The following is a 15,904-nucleotide window of genomic DNA, read 5'->3' as shown; positions in this document are numbered from 1 at the left end:
GTTAGTCGACGGGGCGCGCCACCACGAGTGCGGTGGCGACCGCCGCCACGCCCTCGCCGCGGCCGGTGAGGCCGAGCCCGTCGGTCGTCGTCCCACTCACCGAGACGGGGGCGCCGGCGGCGGCCGTCAGGGCCGCGACCGCCTCGTCGCGCCGGGTGCCGATCTTGGGCCGGTTGCCGACGACCTGCACCGCGATGTTGCCGATCTCGAACCCCGCCTCGCGCACGAGGCGCGCCGCCTCGGCGAGCAGGGTGACGCCCGACGCGCCCGCGAGCTCGGGCCGGTCGGTGCCGAAGTGCGCCCCGAGGTCGCCGATACCGGATGCCGTGAAGATCGCGTCGCACGCCGCGTGGGCCGCGACGTCGGCGTCGCTGTGCCCGGCCAGCCCGCGCTCGCCGGGCCAGTGCAGCCCGGCGACCCACAGCTCGCGTGGCTCGTCGTCGGGGGCGAAGGAGTGCACGTCGACCCCGACGCCGACGCGCGGGAGGGACGACGGCGCCGGCGCCCCCGAGTCGGGCAGGCTCACGGCGTCCTCCAGTTGATGGGGCCGCGGTGCACCTTGTGCGACGCGGCCTGCGCGACCGGCTTGACGACGAGGGTGTCGATGTTGACGTGCTGCGGCAGCCCGACGACGAAGCCGACGCACGCGGCGACGTCGTCGGCGACGAGCGGCCGGTCGACCCCGTCGTAGACCTTGTCGGCGGCCTGCCGGTCACCGCCGAGGCGGGTGAGCGAGAACTCCTCGGTGTGCACCATGCCGGGCCGCAGGTCGGTGACGCGGATGTTCTCACCGTTGAGCTCGAGCCGCAGCGTCTCGCTGACGACCGAGGTGCCGTGCTTGGCGGCGACGTAGCCACCGCCGCCCTCGTAGACCCGCTCCCCCGCCACCGAGCTGACGTCGACGATGGTGGCCCGGGCCGAGCGGCGCAGCAGGGGCAGCGCCGCCTGCACGACGCGCACCGTGCCGAGGACGTTCGTCGCGTACATCGTCGACCAGCGCTCGAGGTCGCCGTCCTCGACGCGCTCGACCCCGAGGGCGCCGCCGGCGTTGTTGACGAGCACGTCGAGGCGGTCGAGCGAGCGGATGCCGGCCGTCACCGACGCGTCGTCGGTGACGTCCATGACGAGGGCCGTCGCCGCACCGGGGTGCACCCGGCCGACGGCGTCGACGACCGCGTCGAGCTTCTCGCGGCGCCGTCCGGCGACGACGACGTGGAACCCGTCGTCGGCCAGGCGGGCGGCGGTCGCGGCGCCGATGCCGGTGCCGCCCCCGGTGACGAGGGCCACCGGGCTGCCGTCGGACCCGGCGGGGGCCGAGCCGCCCGACGAGGGGTCGGCGGACGGGGCGGACACGGTCGGCTCGCTCATCCCGCGAGGATACGGGCCGCCGCCTCGAGGTCGGCGGGCGTGGTCACCTTGAGCGCCCACGGGTGGCCGTCGACGACGAGCACGCGCTCGCCGAGGCGCTCGACGAGGCCCGCGTCGTCGGTCGTGGCGCCGTGACCGCTCGCGGCGGCGTCGGCGTGCGCCCGTTCGAGCACGGCCCGGTCGAAGCCCTGCGGTGTCTGCACCGCCCGGAGCCCCGAGCGGTCGGGCGTGGCGACGACGAACCCGTCGGCGTCGACCTGCTTGACGGTGTCGACGACCGGGGTGCCGGGCACGACGGCCGGATGCCCCGCGCGCACCGCGGCGACGACCCGGGCGAAGACCTCGGGCGGGGTGAGGCAGCGGGCGGCGTCGTGCACGAGGACGACGTTTACCCGGTCGCCGAGGGCGCGCAGGCCCGCCGCGACCGAGTCGCCCCGTTCGGCGCCGCCGTCGACGACCGTCACCGTGGCGGCATCGGCCACCGAGGCCACCGACGCCACCGACGCCACCGACGACGTCGAGGCCGGCGGAGACGGGGCGGGCGCACCCGGGGAGCGACCGGCATCCACCTCGGCGGCGATCGTCTCGGCCTGCGACCGGTGGCCGGCGGGCACGACGAGGACGACCTCGCGCACGTCGGGGGACGCGAGAACCCCCCGCAGGGCGTGCCCCAGCAGGGGCACCCCGGCGAGGGGCACGAACGCCTTGGGCACCGGGGCGCCCAGACGCGAACCGGAGCCGGCCGCGACGACGATGACGCCGACGCGACCCGCTCCGGTGACTGCGTTCAGTGAACTGGCAGGGTGCTCGCCCCGGTCAGGAGGCGAGGACCTCGTCGAGGATCGACTCCGCCTTGAGCTCGTCCGTCTTCTCCGCCAGCGCGAGCTCGGAGACGAGGATCTGGCGGGCCTTGGCGAGCATCCGCTTCTCGCCGGCCGAGAGGCCGCGGTCCTGGTCACGGCGCCACAGGTCGCGCACGACCTCGGCGACCTTGATGACGTCGCCCGACGCGAGCTTCTCGAGGTTGGCCTTGTACCGGCGCGACCAGTTGGTCGGCTCCTCGGTGTGCGGGGCCCGCAGGACCTCGAAAACGCGGTCGAGGCCTTCCTTGCCGACCACGTCGCGCACGCCGACGAGGTCGCAGTTCTCGGCTGGGACTTCGATCGTCAGGTCGCCTTGGGCGACCTTGAGCTTGAGGTAGAGCTTGTCCTCTCCCTTGATCGTTCGGGTGTTGATCTCTTCGATGAGTGCAGCCCCGTGGTGGGGGTACACGACCGTCTCGCCGACCTTGAAAACCATGTGCTGTTTTCCCCTTTCGCGACCTCAAGATTACCACGCCCCGGAGGGGCTGGCGATCCGAGTCCGCGGCATCTGCGCAGGTCAGAGGCCTGATCTGGCCCGATCCCTCCCCGTTCCGACTCTTGACAGAAACCGCCCCGACGTGCATCGCGCGCGGTGTGTCGTCGACGGCGGGCGATCGGGGACCGTCGCCGTGATCGCCTGCGCATGCCGGGCGGGTGCCGGACGGGCGGGGCGGATGCCGGTCCGCCCGGCGGGTGCAGCGCTGCCGCCCCGGCGCGCCGCCGGTACGCTGGGCCCGTGAAGCCTCGAGTCGTCGTTCTCCGCCCCTCGCGCCGTGTGGCGTCCGCCGCCGCCGCGGGTCTCGTGGTGCTCGCCACCGCCTCGGGCTGCATGGTCATGAGCCCCGTCCAGACCGACGAGCCGTACGTGCCGGCCGACGGCGTGCCGGCCAACGCCGGCTCGGTCGCCCTGCGCGACCTGTCGTTCGTCTCCACCGGCACCACCGGCGCCGGGGTCGTCGTCTCCGGCAACGCCGCGAACCTCGGCGACCAGGAGGTGACGCTCCAGATGCGGCCGCAGGCGGCCGACGGCACCTCGAGCTCGGCGGGCGTGCAGGTGCAGCTTCGCCCGTACCAGCAGGTCGACCTCGCCTCGCTCGCCCTGTCCATCCCGTCGGTGCAGGCCAAGCCGGGCGCGCTGACTACGGTGCAGATCGTCGCCGAGCCGGGCGGCACGACCGTCACCCAGGTCCCGATCCTGCTCGCCTCGGGCTACCTCGCCACCGTGACCCCCACCGCGGGTCCCACCGGCACGCCGACCACCTCGCAGCCGGCCGGCGAGCAGACGCCCGCGGCCACCGACATCACGACGCAGCCCGAGCCGAGCCGCTGACGGGTCGCTGACGGACCATTGACGTACCGCGGCCTTACAGGCCACGACGAGAAGGGGACGAGCCGCCGAGCGGCTCGTCCCCTTCTCGCTCCCGTCGGGCGGTGACCCGTCCGGGCGGGCGTGCGGTCAGCTGGCCTCGAACTTGTAGCCGAGCCCGCGCACGGTCACGATGTGCTCCGGGTTGGCCGGGTCGGGCTCGATCTTGGCCCGCAGGCGCTTGACGTGGACGTCGAGGGTCTTGGTGTCCCCGACGTAGTCGCTGCCCCAGACCCGGTCGATGAGCTGCATGCGGGTGAGCACCCGGCCGCTGTTGCGCAGCAGCATCTCGAGCAGCTCGAACTCCTTGAGCGGCAACGGGGTCGGGGTGCCGTCGACGGTCACGGTGTGGCGCTCGACGTCCATGCGCACCGGGCCCGACTCGAGGGTCGGCGGCACGAGCTCCTCCGGCTCGGCCAGTCGGCGCAGCACGGCCTTGACCCGGGCGAGCAGCTCGCGGCTGGAGTACGGCTTGGTGACGTAGTCGTCGGCCCCGATCTCGAGCCCGACGACCTTGTCGATCTCGCTGTCCTTCGCCGTCAGCATGATGACCGGCACCGACGAGCGCTGGCGCAGGTTGCGGCAGACGTCGACGCCCGACAGCCCGGGCAGCATGAGGTCGAGCAGCACGAGGTCGGCGCCGTTCTTGTCGAACTCGGCCAGTCCCGCGGGGCCGGTCTCGGCGACGGCGACGTCGTAGCCCTCCTTGCGCAGGAGGTACGAGAGCGGGTCGGAGAACGAGATCTCGTCCTCGACGATCAGGATGCGGCTCAAAGCAGGCCTTTCGCGGTGGTGACGGGTCGGTCGGTGGTCGGGTCGGGCGCGTCGGCGCGGGCGCCGGCCCCGTCGGCATCCGGGAAGCCACGGGCGTCGCCCCCGTCGCGGCCGTCGCGGCCGTCGCGCCCCGACTCCGCCCGGTAGTCGGGCTCGGGGCCGAGCGGCGGGCGCTGGCGGTCGGTCCACGGGTCCGACTGCTCCAGGGCACACGGCAGCTCGATGGTGAAGGTCGAGCCGCGCCCGACCTGGGACCACACGGACACCTGGCCGCCGTGGTTGTCGACGACGTGCTTGACGATGGCGAGGCCGAGGCCGGTGCCGCCGGTGGCCCGCGACCGGGCGGCGTCGACCCGGTAGAAGCGCTCGAAGATGCGGGCCTGCTCGTCGGGCGCGATGCCCTCGCCCTGGTCGGTCACCGCGATGTCGACGAGACCCTCGACGGGGCGGCGCACGGTCACCCCGACCCGTGTCGAGCGGTCGGAGTAGGCGATGGCGTTGCCGACGAGGTTCGTGACCGCGGTGGTCACGAGCTCGGTCGAGCCCCACACCCGGCATCCGGGCTCGAGCTGGGTGACGAGCTCGATGTCGTGCTCCTCGGCGATGAGGCGGCACCGCTCGACGGCGTCGGCGGCGCACTCTCCGACGTCGACGACCTCGGGGTCGGTGACGACGTCGGTGCCCTGGAGGCGCGACAGCTCGACGATCTCCTTGACGAGGCGGGTCAGGCGCTGCGACTCGACGCCGATGCGGGTCGCGAAGCGGGCCACCGCCTCGGGGTCGTCGTGGGCGTCGAGCACCGCCTCGGCGAGCAGCGAGATGCCACCCACCGGCGTCTTGAGCTCGTGGCTGACGTTGGCGAGGAAGTCGCGCCGCACCTCCTCGACGCGGTGGGCCTGCGACCGGTCCTCGACGAGCAGCAGGACGTGGTCGGCGCCGAGCGGGGCGACGCGCGCAAGGGCGACGAGGCGGCCCTCGCCGAGCCCGTTCTGCAGCCGCAGCTCGTTCTCGCGGATGACGCCGTCGCGGCGCACCTCCCGCACCATCTGCACGAGCTCGGGGTGCACGAGGTCGTGGCCGCGCACCAGGCCGTGCGCGACGGCGGCCGGCGAGTTGTTGACGACCCGGTCGGAGGCGTCGACGACGATGCCGCTGCTGCGCAGCACGGCGAGGACGTCCGCGATGCCGGGCGGCAGGGGCGACGGGCGGGCGATGACGACCTCGCTGCGGGTGGCCCGCTCCGAGAGGCGCACGGCGACCATCGCGACACCGCCGAGAGTCAGCCCGGCGATGCCGCCGAGCGTCGCGGCGGTTGTCGGATCCACGTCGTTCAGGGTACGCATGACCACGGGCGGTCCCGACCACGAGACACGCTCCCGGATGACGTTCGCGGCCCTCCCGTGCGGGGGGCGGGCCGGCGTGGGTGCTCCGGGTACCGAGTGTTCACCTCGCGGTCCCCGACCATTCACACCACCCTGCGAGCCTCGGGCTGTCGTTCGGCCATGACGCCCCGGACCCACCCGTGATCGCACGCTCGTTCGCCACCTGACCGCCGCCCGGCGGTCACCGTCGCACCGTCCCCGGTGCGCGAGGCGCCCGGCCCCCCAGACAGGAAGACCATGCGCGACCAGTTCCACGAGGACCTCGACCAGATCTCCGACCAGCTCGTCGAGCTGACCCGGCTGGCGGGCTCGGCCATCTCGCGGGCCACGACCGCCCTGCTCGACGCCGACGTGCACCTCGCCGAGTCGGTCATCGAGGCCGACCGCAAGCTCGACGAGATCCGCGTCGAGCTCGACAACCGCTCGATCGACCTGCTCGCCCGCCAGCAGCCCGTCGCCACCGACCTGCGCATCGTCGTCACGGCGATGCACATGAGCTCGGACCTCGAGCGGATGGGCGACCTCGCCCGCCACGTCGCCAAGGTCGCCCGGCTGCGCACCCCCGACTCGGCCGTGCCGCCGCAGCTGCGCGCGCACATCGTGCAGATGGGCCAGGTCGCCGAGGCCATCGTGGCCAAGTGCGGCTCGATCATCGCGAGCAAGGACGTCGTCGCCGCGGTCGCCCTCGACAAGGACGACGACGCGATGGACGAGCTGCACCGCCAGCTGTTCGCCGCGCTGCTCGACGAGAACACGTCGTGGACCCGCAACGAGCTGCTCGACCTGACCCTCATCGGCCGCTACTACGAGCGCTTCGCCGACCACGCCGTCTCGGTGGCCCGCCGCGTCGTCTACCTCGTCACCGGCGAGTACGACGGCGCCCTCGACCGTGAGGACGAGGAGGACGAGCGCGGGGCGGACGACCTGCCCGGCCTCGCCCGCCGCGTCGGCTGACCCGTCGAGAGGGCGCTGCGCCCCCGTCGAGAGGCCACGGGCGCACCCGCCTCCGCCCCCCGGCATCCTCGCCCCACCGGTACGACGAGAGGGCCGGTCCGCACCCGCGGACCGGCCCTCTCGTGCGTTCGCGCCGACGGCGTCAGCGACCCTGGTTGGCGACCGCATCGGCGGCGGCCCTGGCGGCCTCCGGGTCGAGGTAGCGGCCACCCGGGTTGGTCGGCGCGAAGTCGTCGTCGAGCTCGTACACGAGGGGCATGCCCGTCGGGATGTTGAGGCCCGCGATGTCGTCGTCGGAGATGCCGTCGAGCGTCTTGACGAGGGCGCGCAGCGAGTTGCCGTGGGCCGCGACGAGCACGGTGAGGCCGTCGCGGAGGTCCTGCTGGATGTCGTTCTCCCAGTAGGGCATCATCCGCTTGACGACGTCCTTGAGGCACTCGGTGCCGGGCATCGCGTCGCCGAGGCCGTCGTAGCGCGGGTCACCGGCCTGCGAGAACTCGTCGCCCTCGTCGATGACCGGCGGCGGGGTGTCGTACGAGCGGCGCCACTCCATGAACTGCTGCTCGCCGTACGTCTCGAGCGTCTGCTTCTTGTCCTTGCCCTGCAGCGCGCCGTAGTGCCGCTCGTTGAGGCGCCAGTCGCGCTTGACGGGGATCCAGTGCCGGTCGGCCGCGTCGAGCGAGAGGTTCGCCGTCGAGATCGCCCGCCGCAGCAGGGACGTGTGCACGATGTCGGGCAGGATGCCGGCGTCCTTGAGCTGCTGACCGGCGCGGGCGCCCTCGGCCCTGCCCTTGTCGGTGAGGTCGACGTCGACCCACCCGGTGAACAGGTTCTTGGCGTTCCATTCGCTCTCGCCGTGGCGGAGGAGCACGAGCGTGTAGGTCATGCCGCCAGCCTAGCGACGCGGTGTCGGGCGCGACCGCGCGGTTTGTCGACCCCGCCCGGGATGCCGGCCCCTACAGCTGGAGGTGGAGGCGGAGGGCGTCGTCGAGCAGTGCCATCCGGTGGGCGGGGACCCGGCCGACCACCGGGCCCATGCGCTCCACGGACACGGAACGGACCTGCTCGGCCTGCGCCTTCGACTCGACGCGCAGTCCGGACTCCTCGGCGGTCAGCAGGACCTGGAACGGGTACACCCGGGTCACGTTGCTCGTGACCGGCACGATCGTCACCACGCCGCGACCGAGCCTGAGTGCGCTGGCGTTGGCACGGTCGTTGCTCACGACGACCGCAGGACGGCGCTTGTTCGCCTCGCCCGCCCGTGCGGGGTCGAGGTCGGTCAGACGGATCTCACCGCGCAGCATCGGCGAGCCCGTCCGCCGTGGTGACCTCCCACGAGGCCGCGTCACCCGACTCCTGCCACTCGTCCCACGCGGCCGCGTACGCGTCCTCGATCTGGGGGTCGTGGAGCAGACGGATCGCGCGCTGGATGGCCGCCGATCTCGAGGGGACCCCGGCCGCCTGGGCGTACCGGTCCAGCGCGGCGACGTCGTCGTCGGACAGGCTGATGCTCAGCTTCATGTCACCCATGCTACCTGGGTATGACCACATGATGCTACCGCGATGCCACCATGACCCCGTAGGCCGGCGACCTCGAAGCCGTCACGGGTGGGGTCGCGTGTCACTCAGTCGTCGGACAGCAGGTGCCGGAACGCCTCGAGGTTGGCCGTCGACTCGCCGCGCGAGACCCGCCAGGCCCACTCGCGGCGCATCGAGCCGAGGAAGCCGAGCGCGAGCAGCTCGTTGAAGGCGGCGTCGCTCGCGGCGAGCACGACGCCGAAGACGCGGTCGAGGTGCTCCTCGTCGACGGCCGACGTGGGCAGCTCGCCGCGAACGTAGACGTCGCCGTCGGGGTCGACCGCGTACGCGATCCCCTGAAGCCGCAGGTTCTTTCGCAGCAGCGCCCGGTAGAACGCCTCGTGGTTCTCGTCGGGGTTGCGGATGACGAACGCGCTGAGGCTCGTCGTGCGCTCGCGCACGAGCACCGACACGACGGTGCGCAGCTTCTTCTCGCCGGGCAGCGTGACGACGTACTCCCCCGGGCGCCCGCCGAGCTCGCACCCGATGCCGACCTCGGCCGCGTAGGCCGCCAGCCGCGCCCCCGCCTCGGCCACCGCACCGCCGCCGGATGCCGTCACGGCCGGCTCCCCGTGCCGGCGTCGGCGAGCGCCGACGGCCCTCCCCGCAGGCCGGCCGCGTACCGGGCCATCGCGTCGCGGTAGACCGAGAGCAGCCGGTCGGTCGTGGCGCCCCAGCCGAAGCGGGAGGCGTGCTCGATCGCGTTGCGGGACAACGTCTCCCGCCGGGTGTCGTCGGCGAGGAGGTCGTCGAGGGAGCGCGCCCATACGGCCGGGTCGTGCCCGCGGACGAGCACCCCGGCATCCCCGACGGCGGTGGGCAGCCCCCCGACGTCGGCGGCGACCACAGGGGTCCCGCAGGCCAGGGCCTCGACGGCGACGAGTCCGAACGACTCGCTGCGGCTCGGCACGACGACGAGGTCGGCCGCGCGGTACCACTGCGCCAGCTCGGCCCGGCCGACCGGCGGCACGAAGTGGACGAGGTCGGCGATGCCGAGGCCGCGGGCGAGGTCGACGAGCTCGGTCGGCCGGTCGAGGCCGCTGCCGCTCGGCCCCCCGAGCACGGCCACCCGCAGGCGCGCCCCGCGCGACGGGTCGCGGCGCACGATCTCGTGCGCCGCCCGCAGCAGGACGTCGGGGGCCTTGAGCGGCTGGATGCGCCCGACGAAGAGCAGCAGCTCGTCGTCGTCGGGCACCCCGACCGCCCGGCGGGCCGCGGTGCGGTCACCGGGGCGGAACGTCGTGAGGTCGACGCCCGGCGGCACGACGCTGACGGCGGCGGGGTCCGCGCCGTAGAGCTCGACGAGGTCGCGCGCCTCGTCGTCGGTGTTGGCCACGAGCCGGTCGGCCGCCTCGACGACCTGCGCCTCACCGATCTCGCGACCGCGCGGCTCGGGGGTGTCACCCTCGGCGAGCAGCCGGTTCTTGACCCGCGCCATCGTGTGCATCGTGTGCACGAGCGCGACCCGCCACCGGTCGGCCACGAGCCAGCCCACCTGGCCCGACAGCCAGTAGTGGGAGTGGACGACGTCGTAGTGGTCCTCGGGCACGGCGAGCCCGGCGTGCATCGTGCCGGCCGAGAAGGCACACAGCTGCCCGGGCAGGTCGTTCTTCGAGAGCCCCTCGTAGGGCCCGGCCGTCACGTGACGCACCGTGACGCCGGGCACGAGCTCGACCGTCACGGGCACGTCGCCGCTCGTGCGGCGGGTGAAGACGTCGACCTCGACACCGCGGGCCGCGAGCTCGCGGGCCGTCTCGGCGACGTAGACGTTGAGGCCGCCCGCGTCGCCGGTGCCCGGCTGCTCGAGCGGCGACGTGTGCACGCTGACCATCGCCACCCGTCTCGGGTCGCCCGCCCCTGCCATCGCCCACCTCCTGCTCGGCCGTCCGTCCGACTCAACCACACTGGTCCCGGGCGTGTTCCGTCGCGTCCGCGCGGGCACACCCGAGGTGGGGACGGGTGCGTAGGCTGCCCCCGTGTCCCGCCGCGACCGCCCCGTGGGCAGCATCACGCGCGGTACGACGAACCCGAACCGGCTGAGGCGCTGCGACCGCTGGCTGGCCGGTCCCCAGGCGTGGCGGCTGCGCTCGTCGGCGACGCCGCCCGTCGTCGTCGACCTCGGCTACGGCGCCTCCCCCGTCACCGCCGTCGAGCTGCACGACCGCCTGAGCCGGGTGCGGCCCGACGTGCGCGTCGTCGGCGTCGAGATCGACCCCGTCAGGGTGGATGCCGCCCTCCCGCTCGCCCGCGAGAACCTCGCCTTCCGCATCGGCGGGTTCGAGGTGCCGCTGGACGGGGGCGAGCGCGCGACGGTGGTGCGCGCCTTCAACGTCCTGCGCCAGTACCCGGAGGACGAGGTGGCCGGCGCGTGGGCGCGGGTGCAGGACCGGCTGACCGACGACGGGCTGCTGGTCGACGGCACGTGCGACGAGCTGGGGCGCCGGGCGGCGTGGGTGGCGGTCGACCGGTCGGGCCCGCTCACCCTCACCCTGTCGTGGCGGCTCGCCGGCCTCGGCCGACCCTCCGACGTCGCGGAGCGGCTGCCGAAGTCGCTCATCCACCGCAACGTGCCGGGCGAGCGCGTCCACGCGTACCTCGGAGACCTCGACCGCGCGTGGGAGCGGCAGGCGCCGGCATCGTCGTTCGGCGCCCGACAGCGGTTCGTCGCCACCGCCGAGGAGGTCGCCCGCCGGTGGCCCGTCGTCGACGGGCCGGCCCGCTGGCGCCTCGGCGAGCTCACGGTCCGCTGGGACGCGGTGGCGCCGGCACCCGCCTGACGCGGGGTGCGCCCTCGCCCCGCGCGCGAGGTGGGCGGGTCGCAAGGCCCCGTCGTCGGCATCCGTCGGCGTACGCTCGCCGCATGTCGCACGGCGACCTGGTCGCGTCACGCGGCCACGGGGTGAGGTTCTACCGGCACGACAGCGAGCTGGTGGGCACGGTGGTGCCCTGGGTGCTGGACGGGGTGCGCGGGGGCCGGCACGTGGTCGTGCTGCTCACCGACCAGCACCTGGATGCGGTGGCGCGGGCCCTCGAGGACCACGGGGTGGCACCGGGCCGCGAGTACGTCGCCCGCACCGCCGACGCCGTCATCGCGTCACTGCGCGGTGGCCCGGAGGGGCGGGTCGCCCGCGAGCCGTTCCACGCCACCGTCGACGCCCTGCTCGGGCCGGACCGGGCGGCTGCGCGCCGGGCCGGGCACGAGGTGCCGGGGGTGCTCGTCGTCGGAGAGCCGTCGGCCGTGCTCTGGCGGCAGGGTGCGGTGCAGGAGTGCCTCGACCTCGAGGCACTGTGTGCAGAGGCCGCTGCCGAGGTGCCACTCGACCTGAGGTGCGTCTACGCTCTGGCCGACTTCGACGCCGCCGACCTCGACCACCTGAGGCAGACGTGCCGGGGCCACACGCGGGTCGAGGCCCCAGAGAGCCGGCCCGACCTCGGCATCGGGGGCGTCACGAGCACGCGAGGCGTCGGCGTGGTGGCCGAGCGGACCGAGGTGTTCCTGCCGGTGCCGCAGGCCGTCGCCGGGGTGCGGCGGCTCGTCGCGACGACCCTCGACGGGACGCCGTACCGGCGGGCCGCCCCCGACGCCACGCTGCTCGCCTCCGAGCTCGCCACGAACGCGTTCGTGCACTCGGGTGGCGCTCCGTTCCGGGTCACCGTCGCGGCGGGGCGTCGGCACCTGCGCATCGCGATCGAGGACGGCTCGGACGACGAGGTGCGCCTCGCCCCGCCCACCTCCGACGGTGAGAGCGGCCGCGGGGTCGCCATCATCGACGCCCTGGCCAGCCGCTGGGGCGCCTCGCCTCTGGCCGGAGGCAAGGTCGTCTGGGCGGAGATCGACCTCGTCTGAGCCGGCCGACGGCATCCGGCGCGGTCAGGGCACCCGCGCCCCCGGGGCACGCGAGAGGCCCCCGGCGTGCTGCCGGGGGCCTGTCGAGGTCCTGCGGGGTGGGCGGCTCACGCCGCCCCGTTGCTCAGGGCGCTCAGCGCACGTAGTCGTCCTCGAGGCGCTCGATGTCGTCCTCGTCGAAGTGCCCGAAGGCCACCTCGAGAAGGCGACCGGCGCGCTCGCCGGAGTTGCCCATGCGGTGGGTCGAGCCGCGCGGCACCCAGATCGTCTCGCCGGCCTGCGCCGTCCAGGCGCGCTCGTCGACGGTGATGTCGATCGGGACGTCGAGCACCTGCCACATCTCGCCACGGTGGTCGTGCTTCTGCAGCGACAGGCGGTGGCCCGGCTCGACGGTGATGATCTTGACCGTCACCTGCTCGTTCGACACGAACTGCTGGAAGTCGCCCCACGGGCGCTCGGCCACGAAGATGTCGTGGGTCGGGTTGCGGTCACCCGTGTCGTACTCGTCGAGCGAGTGGCTGGGCGCCGCGTCGTGCTGGTGCTCGTCGCCGGCGGTGTGCTCGAGCGTCTGAGCGGTGACACCGGCCTGGTCGGCCGAGTGCTGGTTCGTCATGGGTCCCCCATCGTGTCTGAGCGTCATAGTGTGCCCTACCGCGTCCGGGTCCGTGACGAGATCGCGCAAGCGGCCGGGACCCGGCGGCTCACCAGCCGTCGTTGCGACGCTTGCCGATGCCGCGCACCTGCCGGAGGGCGGGACGCACGTCGGCGAGGTACACCGCCGCGGCGACGAAGCCGAGCAGCGCGAAGAGGTTGAGCGGGTTGAAGACGGTGACAATGCCGAGCAGCAGGCCGATGCCGGTCAGCAGCAGCCAGAAGGTGCGGGTTCGCTTGCCGGCCGCCGCGTAGGCCCCCTCGGGGTGACGCAGCGCGTCGACGAAGGCGAACAGCTCGCAGGCGACGGCGGCGACGCCGAGCACCATGAGGACGGCGCTCTGGAACCCGTAGTACAACTGCATGTGACCAGCCTAACCGGAGGCGCCGAGGTTCAGCCGTCGACGACGAGGGTGAACGGGCCGTCGTTCTCGAGCGTGACGCTCATCATGGCGCCGAAGCGGCCGGTCGCCACCTCGAGCCCCCTGGTCCGCAGCGCGTCGACGAGGGCGTCGACGAGCGGCTCGGCCACCTCGCCCGGTGCCGCGGCACTCCACGACGGCCGCCGCCCCTTGCGGGTGTCGGCGTGGAGCGTGAACTGGCTGACGACGAGGACGGGCGCACCGGCATCCGTCACGCTCTGCTCGTCACGCAGGATGCGCAGCTGCGCGATCTTGCGGGCGAGGCGCTCGACGTTCTCGGCGCCGTCGTCGTGGGTGACGCCGACGAGGGCGAGGATGCCGGGCCGCGTGACCTCGCCGACGACCTCCCCGTCGACCTCGACGCGCGCGTGCGTGACCCGCTGCAGGACGGCCCGCACGGCGGCGTCAGGGCAGCGCGGCGACGACGGCCCCGACGGGCTCGCCGTGGCCGAGCACGGGCTTGTTCTCGAGGGCGGCGAGGGCGTCGTCCGCGGTACCACCGCCGACCCCGATGCGGCGCAGGACGGCGGCGAGCAGCACGGACGCGCCGCGGGGGCTCCCGTCGGCGACCTTGACCGCGACACCGCGCCCGTCGGGCAGGCCGAGGGCGTAGACCGACTCGGCGCCGTCCTTGGCGACGCACCTCTCGATGCCGCGCAGGGTCGCGGTGACGTCGCGGCGGGTTCCGCCGACGTACTCCGGATGCCGTGACATCGCGTTCGCGACGCGTCGCTCGGGCCCGTCGGTGGCGGCCGCGAGACGGCCGAAGGCGAGGGCGAGCCCGGTGAGGGGTACGGCGTGGATGGGGGCGCCGCACCCGTCGACCGCGATGGCGACCGGAGCGGCCCCGCCGGTCAGCTCGGCCACCGTGTCGGTGACGACGCGCTGCAGCGGGTGCTCCGGGTCGCGGTAGGTGGCGGTGTCCCAGCCGTTGACGACACAGGTGGCGAGCATCGAGGCGTGCTTGCCCGAGCAGTTCTGGGCGATCGACTGCTTCGGCGAGCCCGCGCCGATCCACGTCGTGCGGGCCGTCTCGTCGTAGGGGTGGTCGGGGGTGTTCTGCAGGTCAGCCTCGGTCAGGCCCGCCCCGGCGAGGATGGCGCGGGCGGCGTCGAGGTGGAAGGCCTCGCCCGAGTGGCTGGCGCAGGCGATGGCGAGCAGCTCGCCGTCGGTGTCGAGGCCGTGACGCACCATGGCGAGGGCCTGCAGCGGCTTCGACGACGACCGCGGGAAGACCGGTCCGGACGGGTCGCCGACAGCGAGCTCGACCTGCCCGTCGGGGCCGGTGACGACGGCGGCGCCACGGTGCACCGACTCGACGAAGCCGCCGCGCACGACGTGCAGCACGACGGGCGCATCGGTGAGGGCGGGCGAGACGTCGGGGGTGGCGCCGGTCGTCTTGTCGGTCGTCGTGTCGGTCGTCGTGCGGGTCGTCGGATCGGGGCTGGTGTCGGGCACGGCCCGAGTATGCCCGCCCCGACGAGTGGTCGCGGGCCCGGGCAGCGCGACGGGGCCGGCACCGTGGTCGGTGCCGGCCCCGTCGGGTGGTGGGCTCAGCTGGTGGTGGAGGCCGAGTCGTTCGAGCCGCTCGTGCCGCTCGCCGTCGAGCCGGTCGACGCGGCCGTCTTGCTCGCCGTCTTGCTCGCCGTCTTGCTCGCGGTCTTGCTCGCGGACTTCGTCGTGCTCTTCTTCGCGGGACGGGTGGCGCGCTTGGCCGTCGTCGACGAGGTCGAGGTGGCGCTCTTGGCGGCGTCGGCGGTGGTGCCGGCCGCCTTGCGGGCGGTGGCGGTCGTCTTCTTCGTCGCCGAGGAGGCGGCCTTGGTGGCCTTCTTCGCGGCGGCCTTCGTCGTGGCGGCGGCCTTGGCCGGCGCCTTCTCGGCGGGCGTGCGGTCCGCGGCCGAGGTACGGGCGGCGACCTTGCGGGTCGTCGTGGCCTCGACCTCGTTGGCCTTGCGGGTCGCGGCCGACTTGCGGGCCGAGCTGCGGCGCAGGGCGGCGCGCGTCGACGCGGTGCGGCGCGGGGCCACAGGCTCGGCGGCGGCCTCGATGGCGTCGGCCGACTTCTCGACCTGGGCGGCGATCTTGTCGGCGTCGTCGCCCACGACCTTGGCGACGCGGCGGGCGACCTTCTCACCCTCGGTCACGGCGGTGCCGGCGACGCGGCGGCCGCGCGTGACGGCGGCGCTCGAGCGCTCGGCGAGCTCGACGGCGGTGCGCTCGCTCGTGCCGCGCAGGTCGGTCACGACCTTCTCGCCGCGGGCGGCGGCGGCGTCGTACTGGTCCTTGGCGTTGGCGGCGGCGACGAGGCCCTGGTTGAGCACCTGGGCCGGCACCTCCTGGGCCTGGTGGACGAAGCGGTCGGCGTAGCGGGTGGCGAGGCGCTGCAGCTCGGCGGTGCGGGCCTGCACCTCGGAGATGGCCTTCTTGAGGTCGCGGCGGATCTCCTGGGCCTCCTTCTTCGCACCCTTGCGCAGGTCGACGGTGCGCGCCTGCTCGCGGGCGACCTCGAGCTGCTCACCGGCCGTGCGCAGGCTGTCGACCGCGATGTTCGCGGCGCCGACGACGGCGTAGAAGGGGGTGGGGTCGACGTCGACCTCGGGCAGCTTGCCCTCGACGGTGCCGCGCACCTCGGCCACGGCGGCCTCGGCCTGTTTCTGGGCGTCCTTGATCGCCTTGCTGATCTTCTTCGTGATCGCCAT

General features: G+C 74.0%; 20 protein-coding genes. 4 read left to right on the top strand and 16 right to left on the bottom strand.

From position 1 onward, the window contains the following. Nucleotide 1: 1 nt before the first annotated feature. The 4 genes from ispF to DFJ68_RS01070 all read right to left on the bottom strand — a co-directional run bounded on the left by ispF (nucleotide 2) and on the right by DFJ68_RS01070 (nucleotide 2,667). Nucleotides 2-526 (bottom strand): 2-C-methyl-D-erythritol 2,4-cyclodiphosphate synthase, encoded by a 525-nt coding sequence (gene ispF, locus DFJ68_RS01085; protein ID WP_245963373.1) that lies wholly within the window; start codon nucleotides 524-526, stop codon nucleotides 2-4. Then, nucleotides 523-1,368 carry an SDR family oxidoreductase gene (locus DFJ68_RS01080; RefSeq protein WP_121030314.1) on the bottom strand — a complete coding sequence of 282 codons (846 nt, stop codon included), beginning with the start codon at nucleotides 1,366-1,368 and terminating at the stop codon, nucleotides 523-525. Before DFJ68_RS01080 ends, ispF begins: the two co-directional genes overlap by 4 nt. Further along, the gene (locus DFJ68_RS01075; RefSeq protein WP_245963372.1) at nucleotides 1,365-2,081 is read right to left on the bottom strand and encodes an IspD/TarI family cytidylyltransferase; all 717 of its coding nucleotides are present in this window, start codon (nucleotides 2,079-2,081) and stop codon (nucleotides 1,365-1,367) included. Before DFJ68_RS01075 ends, DFJ68_RS01080 begins: the two co-directional genes overlap by 4 nt. A gap of 103 nt (nucleotides 2,082-2,184) precedes the next feature. After that, nucleotides 2,185-2,667: a CarD family transcriptional regulator gene (locus DFJ68_RS01070; protein WP_121030312.1), complete on the bottom strand. Its 483-nt coding sequence runs from the start codon at nucleotides 2,665-2,667 to the stop codon at nucleotides 2,185-2,187. A 300-nt stretch (nucleotides 2,668-2,967) separates the two neighbouring features. Here DFJ68_RS01070 and DFJ68_RS01065 point away from each other — a divergent pair, with 300 nt between their 5' ends. Then, nucleotides 2,968-3,561: a hypothetical protein gene (locus tag DFJ68_RS01065; RefSeq protein ID WP_211333243.1), complete on the top strand. Its 594-nt coding sequence runs from the start codon at nucleotides 2,968-2,970 to the stop codon at nucleotides 3,559-3,561. Nucleotides 3,562-3,687: 126 nt separating this feature from the next. Here DFJ68_RS01065 and DFJ68_RS01060 read toward each other — a convergent pair whose 3' ends face one another. Both DFJ68_RS01060 and DFJ68_RS01055 read right to left on the bottom strand, forming a co-directional pair. Then, the gene (locus DFJ68_RS01060) at nucleotides 3,688-4,371 is read right to left on the bottom strand and encodes a response regulator transcription factor (RefSeq protein WP_121030310.1); all 684 of its coding nucleotides are present in this window, start codon (nucleotides 4,369-4,371) and stop codon (nucleotides 3,688-3,690) included. Then, the gene (locus DFJ68_RS01055) at nucleotides 4,368-5,696 is read right to left on the bottom strand and encodes a sensor histidine kinase (protein ID WP_245963371.1); all 1,329 of its coding nucleotides are present in this window, start codon (nucleotides 5,694-5,696) and stop codon (nucleotides 4,368-4,370) included. Before DFJ68_RS01055 ends, DFJ68_RS01060 begins: the two co-directional genes overlap by 4 nt. 294 nt (nucleotides 5,697-5,990) lie before the next feature. Here DFJ68_RS01055 and phoU point away from each other — a divergent pair, with 294 nt between their 5' ends. Beyond that, entirely contained in the window at nucleotides 5,991-6,707 is a 717-nt protein-coding gene (gene phoU, locus DFJ68_RS01050; protein ID WP_245963370.1) for a phosphate signaling complex protein PhoU, read from the top strand. A 142-nt stretch (nucleotides 6,708-6,849) separates the two neighbouring features. Here phoU and DFJ68_RS01045 read toward each other — a convergent pair whose 3' ends face one another. From DFJ68_RS01045 to mshA, 5 genes are all read right to left on the bottom strand, one after another. Beyond that, a complete protein-coding gene (locus DFJ68_RS01045; protein ID WP_121030308.1) occupies nucleotides 6,850-7,593 on the bottom strand; it encodes a phosphoglyceromutase in 744 nt (247 codons plus the stop codon). Between the two features lie 70 nt (nucleotides 7,594-7,663). Beyond that, a complete protein-coding gene (locus tag DFJ68_RS01040) occupies nucleotides 7,664-8,011 on the bottom strand; it encodes a type II toxin-antitoxin system PemK/MazF family toxin (protein ID WP_121030306.1) in 348 nt (115 codons plus the stop codon). Beyond that, nucleotides 7,998-8,228: a ribbon-helix-helix domain-containing protein gene (locus DFJ68_RS01035; RefSeq protein ID WP_121034948.1), complete on the bottom strand. Its 231-nt coding sequence runs from the start codon at nucleotides 8,226-8,228 to the stop codon at nucleotides 7,998-8,000. Before DFJ68_RS01035 ends, DFJ68_RS01040 begins: the two co-directional genes overlap by 14 nt. 104 nt (nucleotides 8,229-8,332) lie before the next feature. Next, the gene (locus DFJ68_RS01030) at nucleotides 8,333-8,845 is read right to left on the bottom strand and encodes a YbjN domain-containing protein (RefSeq protein ID WP_121030304.1); all 513 of its coding nucleotides are present in this window, start codon (nucleotides 8,843-8,845) and stop codon (nucleotides 8,333-8,335) included. Then, entirely contained in the window at nucleotides 8,842-10,149 is a 1,308-nt protein-coding gene (gene mshA, locus DFJ68_RS01025) for a D-inositol-3-phosphate glycosyltransferase (protein WP_121030302.1), read from the bottom strand. The genes DFJ68_RS01030 and mshA overlap by 4 nt, the downstream gene beginning before the upstream one ends. A gap of 112 nt (nucleotides 10,150-10,261) precedes the next feature. Between mshA and DFJ68_RS01020 the strand changes: the two genes are divergently transcribed. Together DFJ68_RS01020 and DFJ68_RS01015 are read left to right on the top strand one after the other, a co-directional pair. Further along, nucleotides 10,262-11,062 carry a class I SAM-dependent methyltransferase gene (locus tag DFJ68_RS01020; RefSeq protein WP_121030300.1) on the top strand — a complete coding sequence of 267 codons (801 nt, stop codon included), beginning with the start codon at nucleotides 10,262-10,264 and terminating at the stop codon, nucleotides 11,060-11,062. An 83-nt stretch (nucleotides 11,063-11,145) separates the two neighbouring features. Further along, entirely contained in the window at nucleotides 11,146-12,132 is a 987-nt protein-coding gene (locus tag DFJ68_RS01015; protein WP_121030298.1) for an MEDS domain-containing protein, read from the top strand. A 133-nt stretch (nucleotides 12,133-12,265) separates the two neighbouring features. On the opposite strand, the gene DFJ68_RS01010 is transcribed toward DFJ68_RS01015, so the two are convergent. The 5 genes from DFJ68_RS01010 to DFJ68_RS00990 all read right to left on the bottom strand — a co-directional run bounded on the left by DFJ68_RS01010 (nucleotide 12,266) and on the right by DFJ68_RS00990 (nucleotide 15,904). Then, on the bottom strand, nucleotides 12,266-12,745 hold the full coding sequence (locus DFJ68_RS01010; protein WP_121030296.1) for a phosphomannose isomerase type II C-terminal cupin domain: 480 nt from the start codon (nucleotides 12,743-12,745) through the stop codon (nucleotides 12,266-12,268). An 88-nt stretch (nucleotides 12,746-12,833) separates the two neighbouring features. Further along, a complete protein-coding gene (locus DFJ68_RS01005) occupies nucleotides 12,834-13,148 on the bottom strand; it encodes a DUF2516 family protein (RefSeq protein ID WP_121030294.1) in 315 nt (104 codons plus the stop codon). A 29-nt stretch (nucleotides 13,149-13,177) separates the two neighbouring features. Continuing rightward, complete coding sequence (gene dtd, locus DFJ68_RS01000) at nucleotides 13,178-13,603, bottom strand: D-aminoacyl-tRNA deacylase (RefSeq protein WP_121030292.1); 426 nt, start codon at nucleotides 13,601-13,603, stop codon at nucleotides 13,178-13,180. 7 nt (nucleotides 13,604-13,610) lie between these two features. Next, nucleotides 13,611-14,552: an asparaginase gene (locus tag DFJ68_RS00995; RefSeq protein WP_245963743.1), complete on the bottom strand. Its 942-nt coding sequence runs from the start codon at nucleotides 14,550-14,552 to the stop codon at nucleotides 13,611-13,613. A 206-nt stretch (nucleotides 14,553-14,758) separates the two neighbouring features. Next, nucleotides 14,759-15,904: a hypothetical protein gene (locus DFJ68_RS00990; protein ID WP_211333242.1), complete on the bottom strand. Its 1,146-nt coding sequence runs from the start codon at nucleotides 15,902-15,904 to the stop codon at nucleotides 14,759-14,761.

Origin of the sequence: Terracoccus luteus (assembly GCF_003635045.1) — a bacterium.
Classification (GTDB): Bacteria; Actinomycetota; Actinomycetes; order Actinomycetales; family Dermatophilaceae; genus Terracoccus; species Terracoccus luteus.
Note: the sequence above shows the minus strand (reverse complement) of the source record. Positions and strands in the feature narration are given on the sequence as shown.

Coding starts and splice junctions, on each gene's coding strand:
- DFJ68_RS01080 (WP_121030314.1), bottom strand. CDS start 1,368: ATGAGCGAGCCGACCGTGTCCGCCCCGTCCGCCGACCCCTCGTCGGGC.
- DFJ68_RS00990 (WP_211333242.1), bottom strand. CDS start 15,904: ATGGCGATCACGAAGAAGATCAGCAAGGCGATCAAGGACGCCCAGAAA.
- DFJ68_RS01035 (WP_121034948.1), bottom strand. CDS start 8,228: ATGAAGCTGAGCATCAGCCTGTCCGACGACGACGTCGCCGCGCTGGAC.
- mshA (WP_121030302.1), bottom strand. CDS start 10,149: ATGGCAGGGGCGGGCGACCCGAGACGGGTGGCGATGGTCAGCGTGCAC.
- DFJ68_RS01070 (WP_121030312.1), bottom strand. CDS start 2,667: ATGGTTTTCAAGGTCGGCGAGACGGTCGTGTACCCCCACCACGGGGCT.
- DFJ68_RS01015 (WP_121030298.1), top strand. CDS start 11,146: ATGTCGCACGGCGACCTGGTCGCGTCACGCGGCCACGGGGTGAGGTTC.
- DFJ68_RS01040 (WP_121030306.1), bottom strand. CDS start 8,011: ATGCTGCGCGGTGAGATCCGTCTGACCGACCTCGACCCCGCACGGGCG.
- DFJ68_RS01010 (WP_121030296.1), bottom strand. CDS start 12,745: ATGACGAACCAGCACTCGGCCGACCAGGCCGGTGTCACCGCTCAGACG.
- phoU (WP_245963370.1), top strand. CDS start 5,991: ATGCGCGACCAGTTCCACGAGGACCTCGACCAGATCTCCGACCAGCTC.
- DFJ68_RS01045 (WP_121030308.1), bottom strand. CDS start 7,593: ATGACCTACACGCTCGTGCTCCTCCGCCACGGCGAGAGCGAATGGAAC.
- DFJ68_RS01005 (WP_121030294.1), bottom strand. CDS start 13,148: ATGCAGTTGTACTACGGGTTCCAGAGCGCCGTCCTCATGGTGCTCGGC.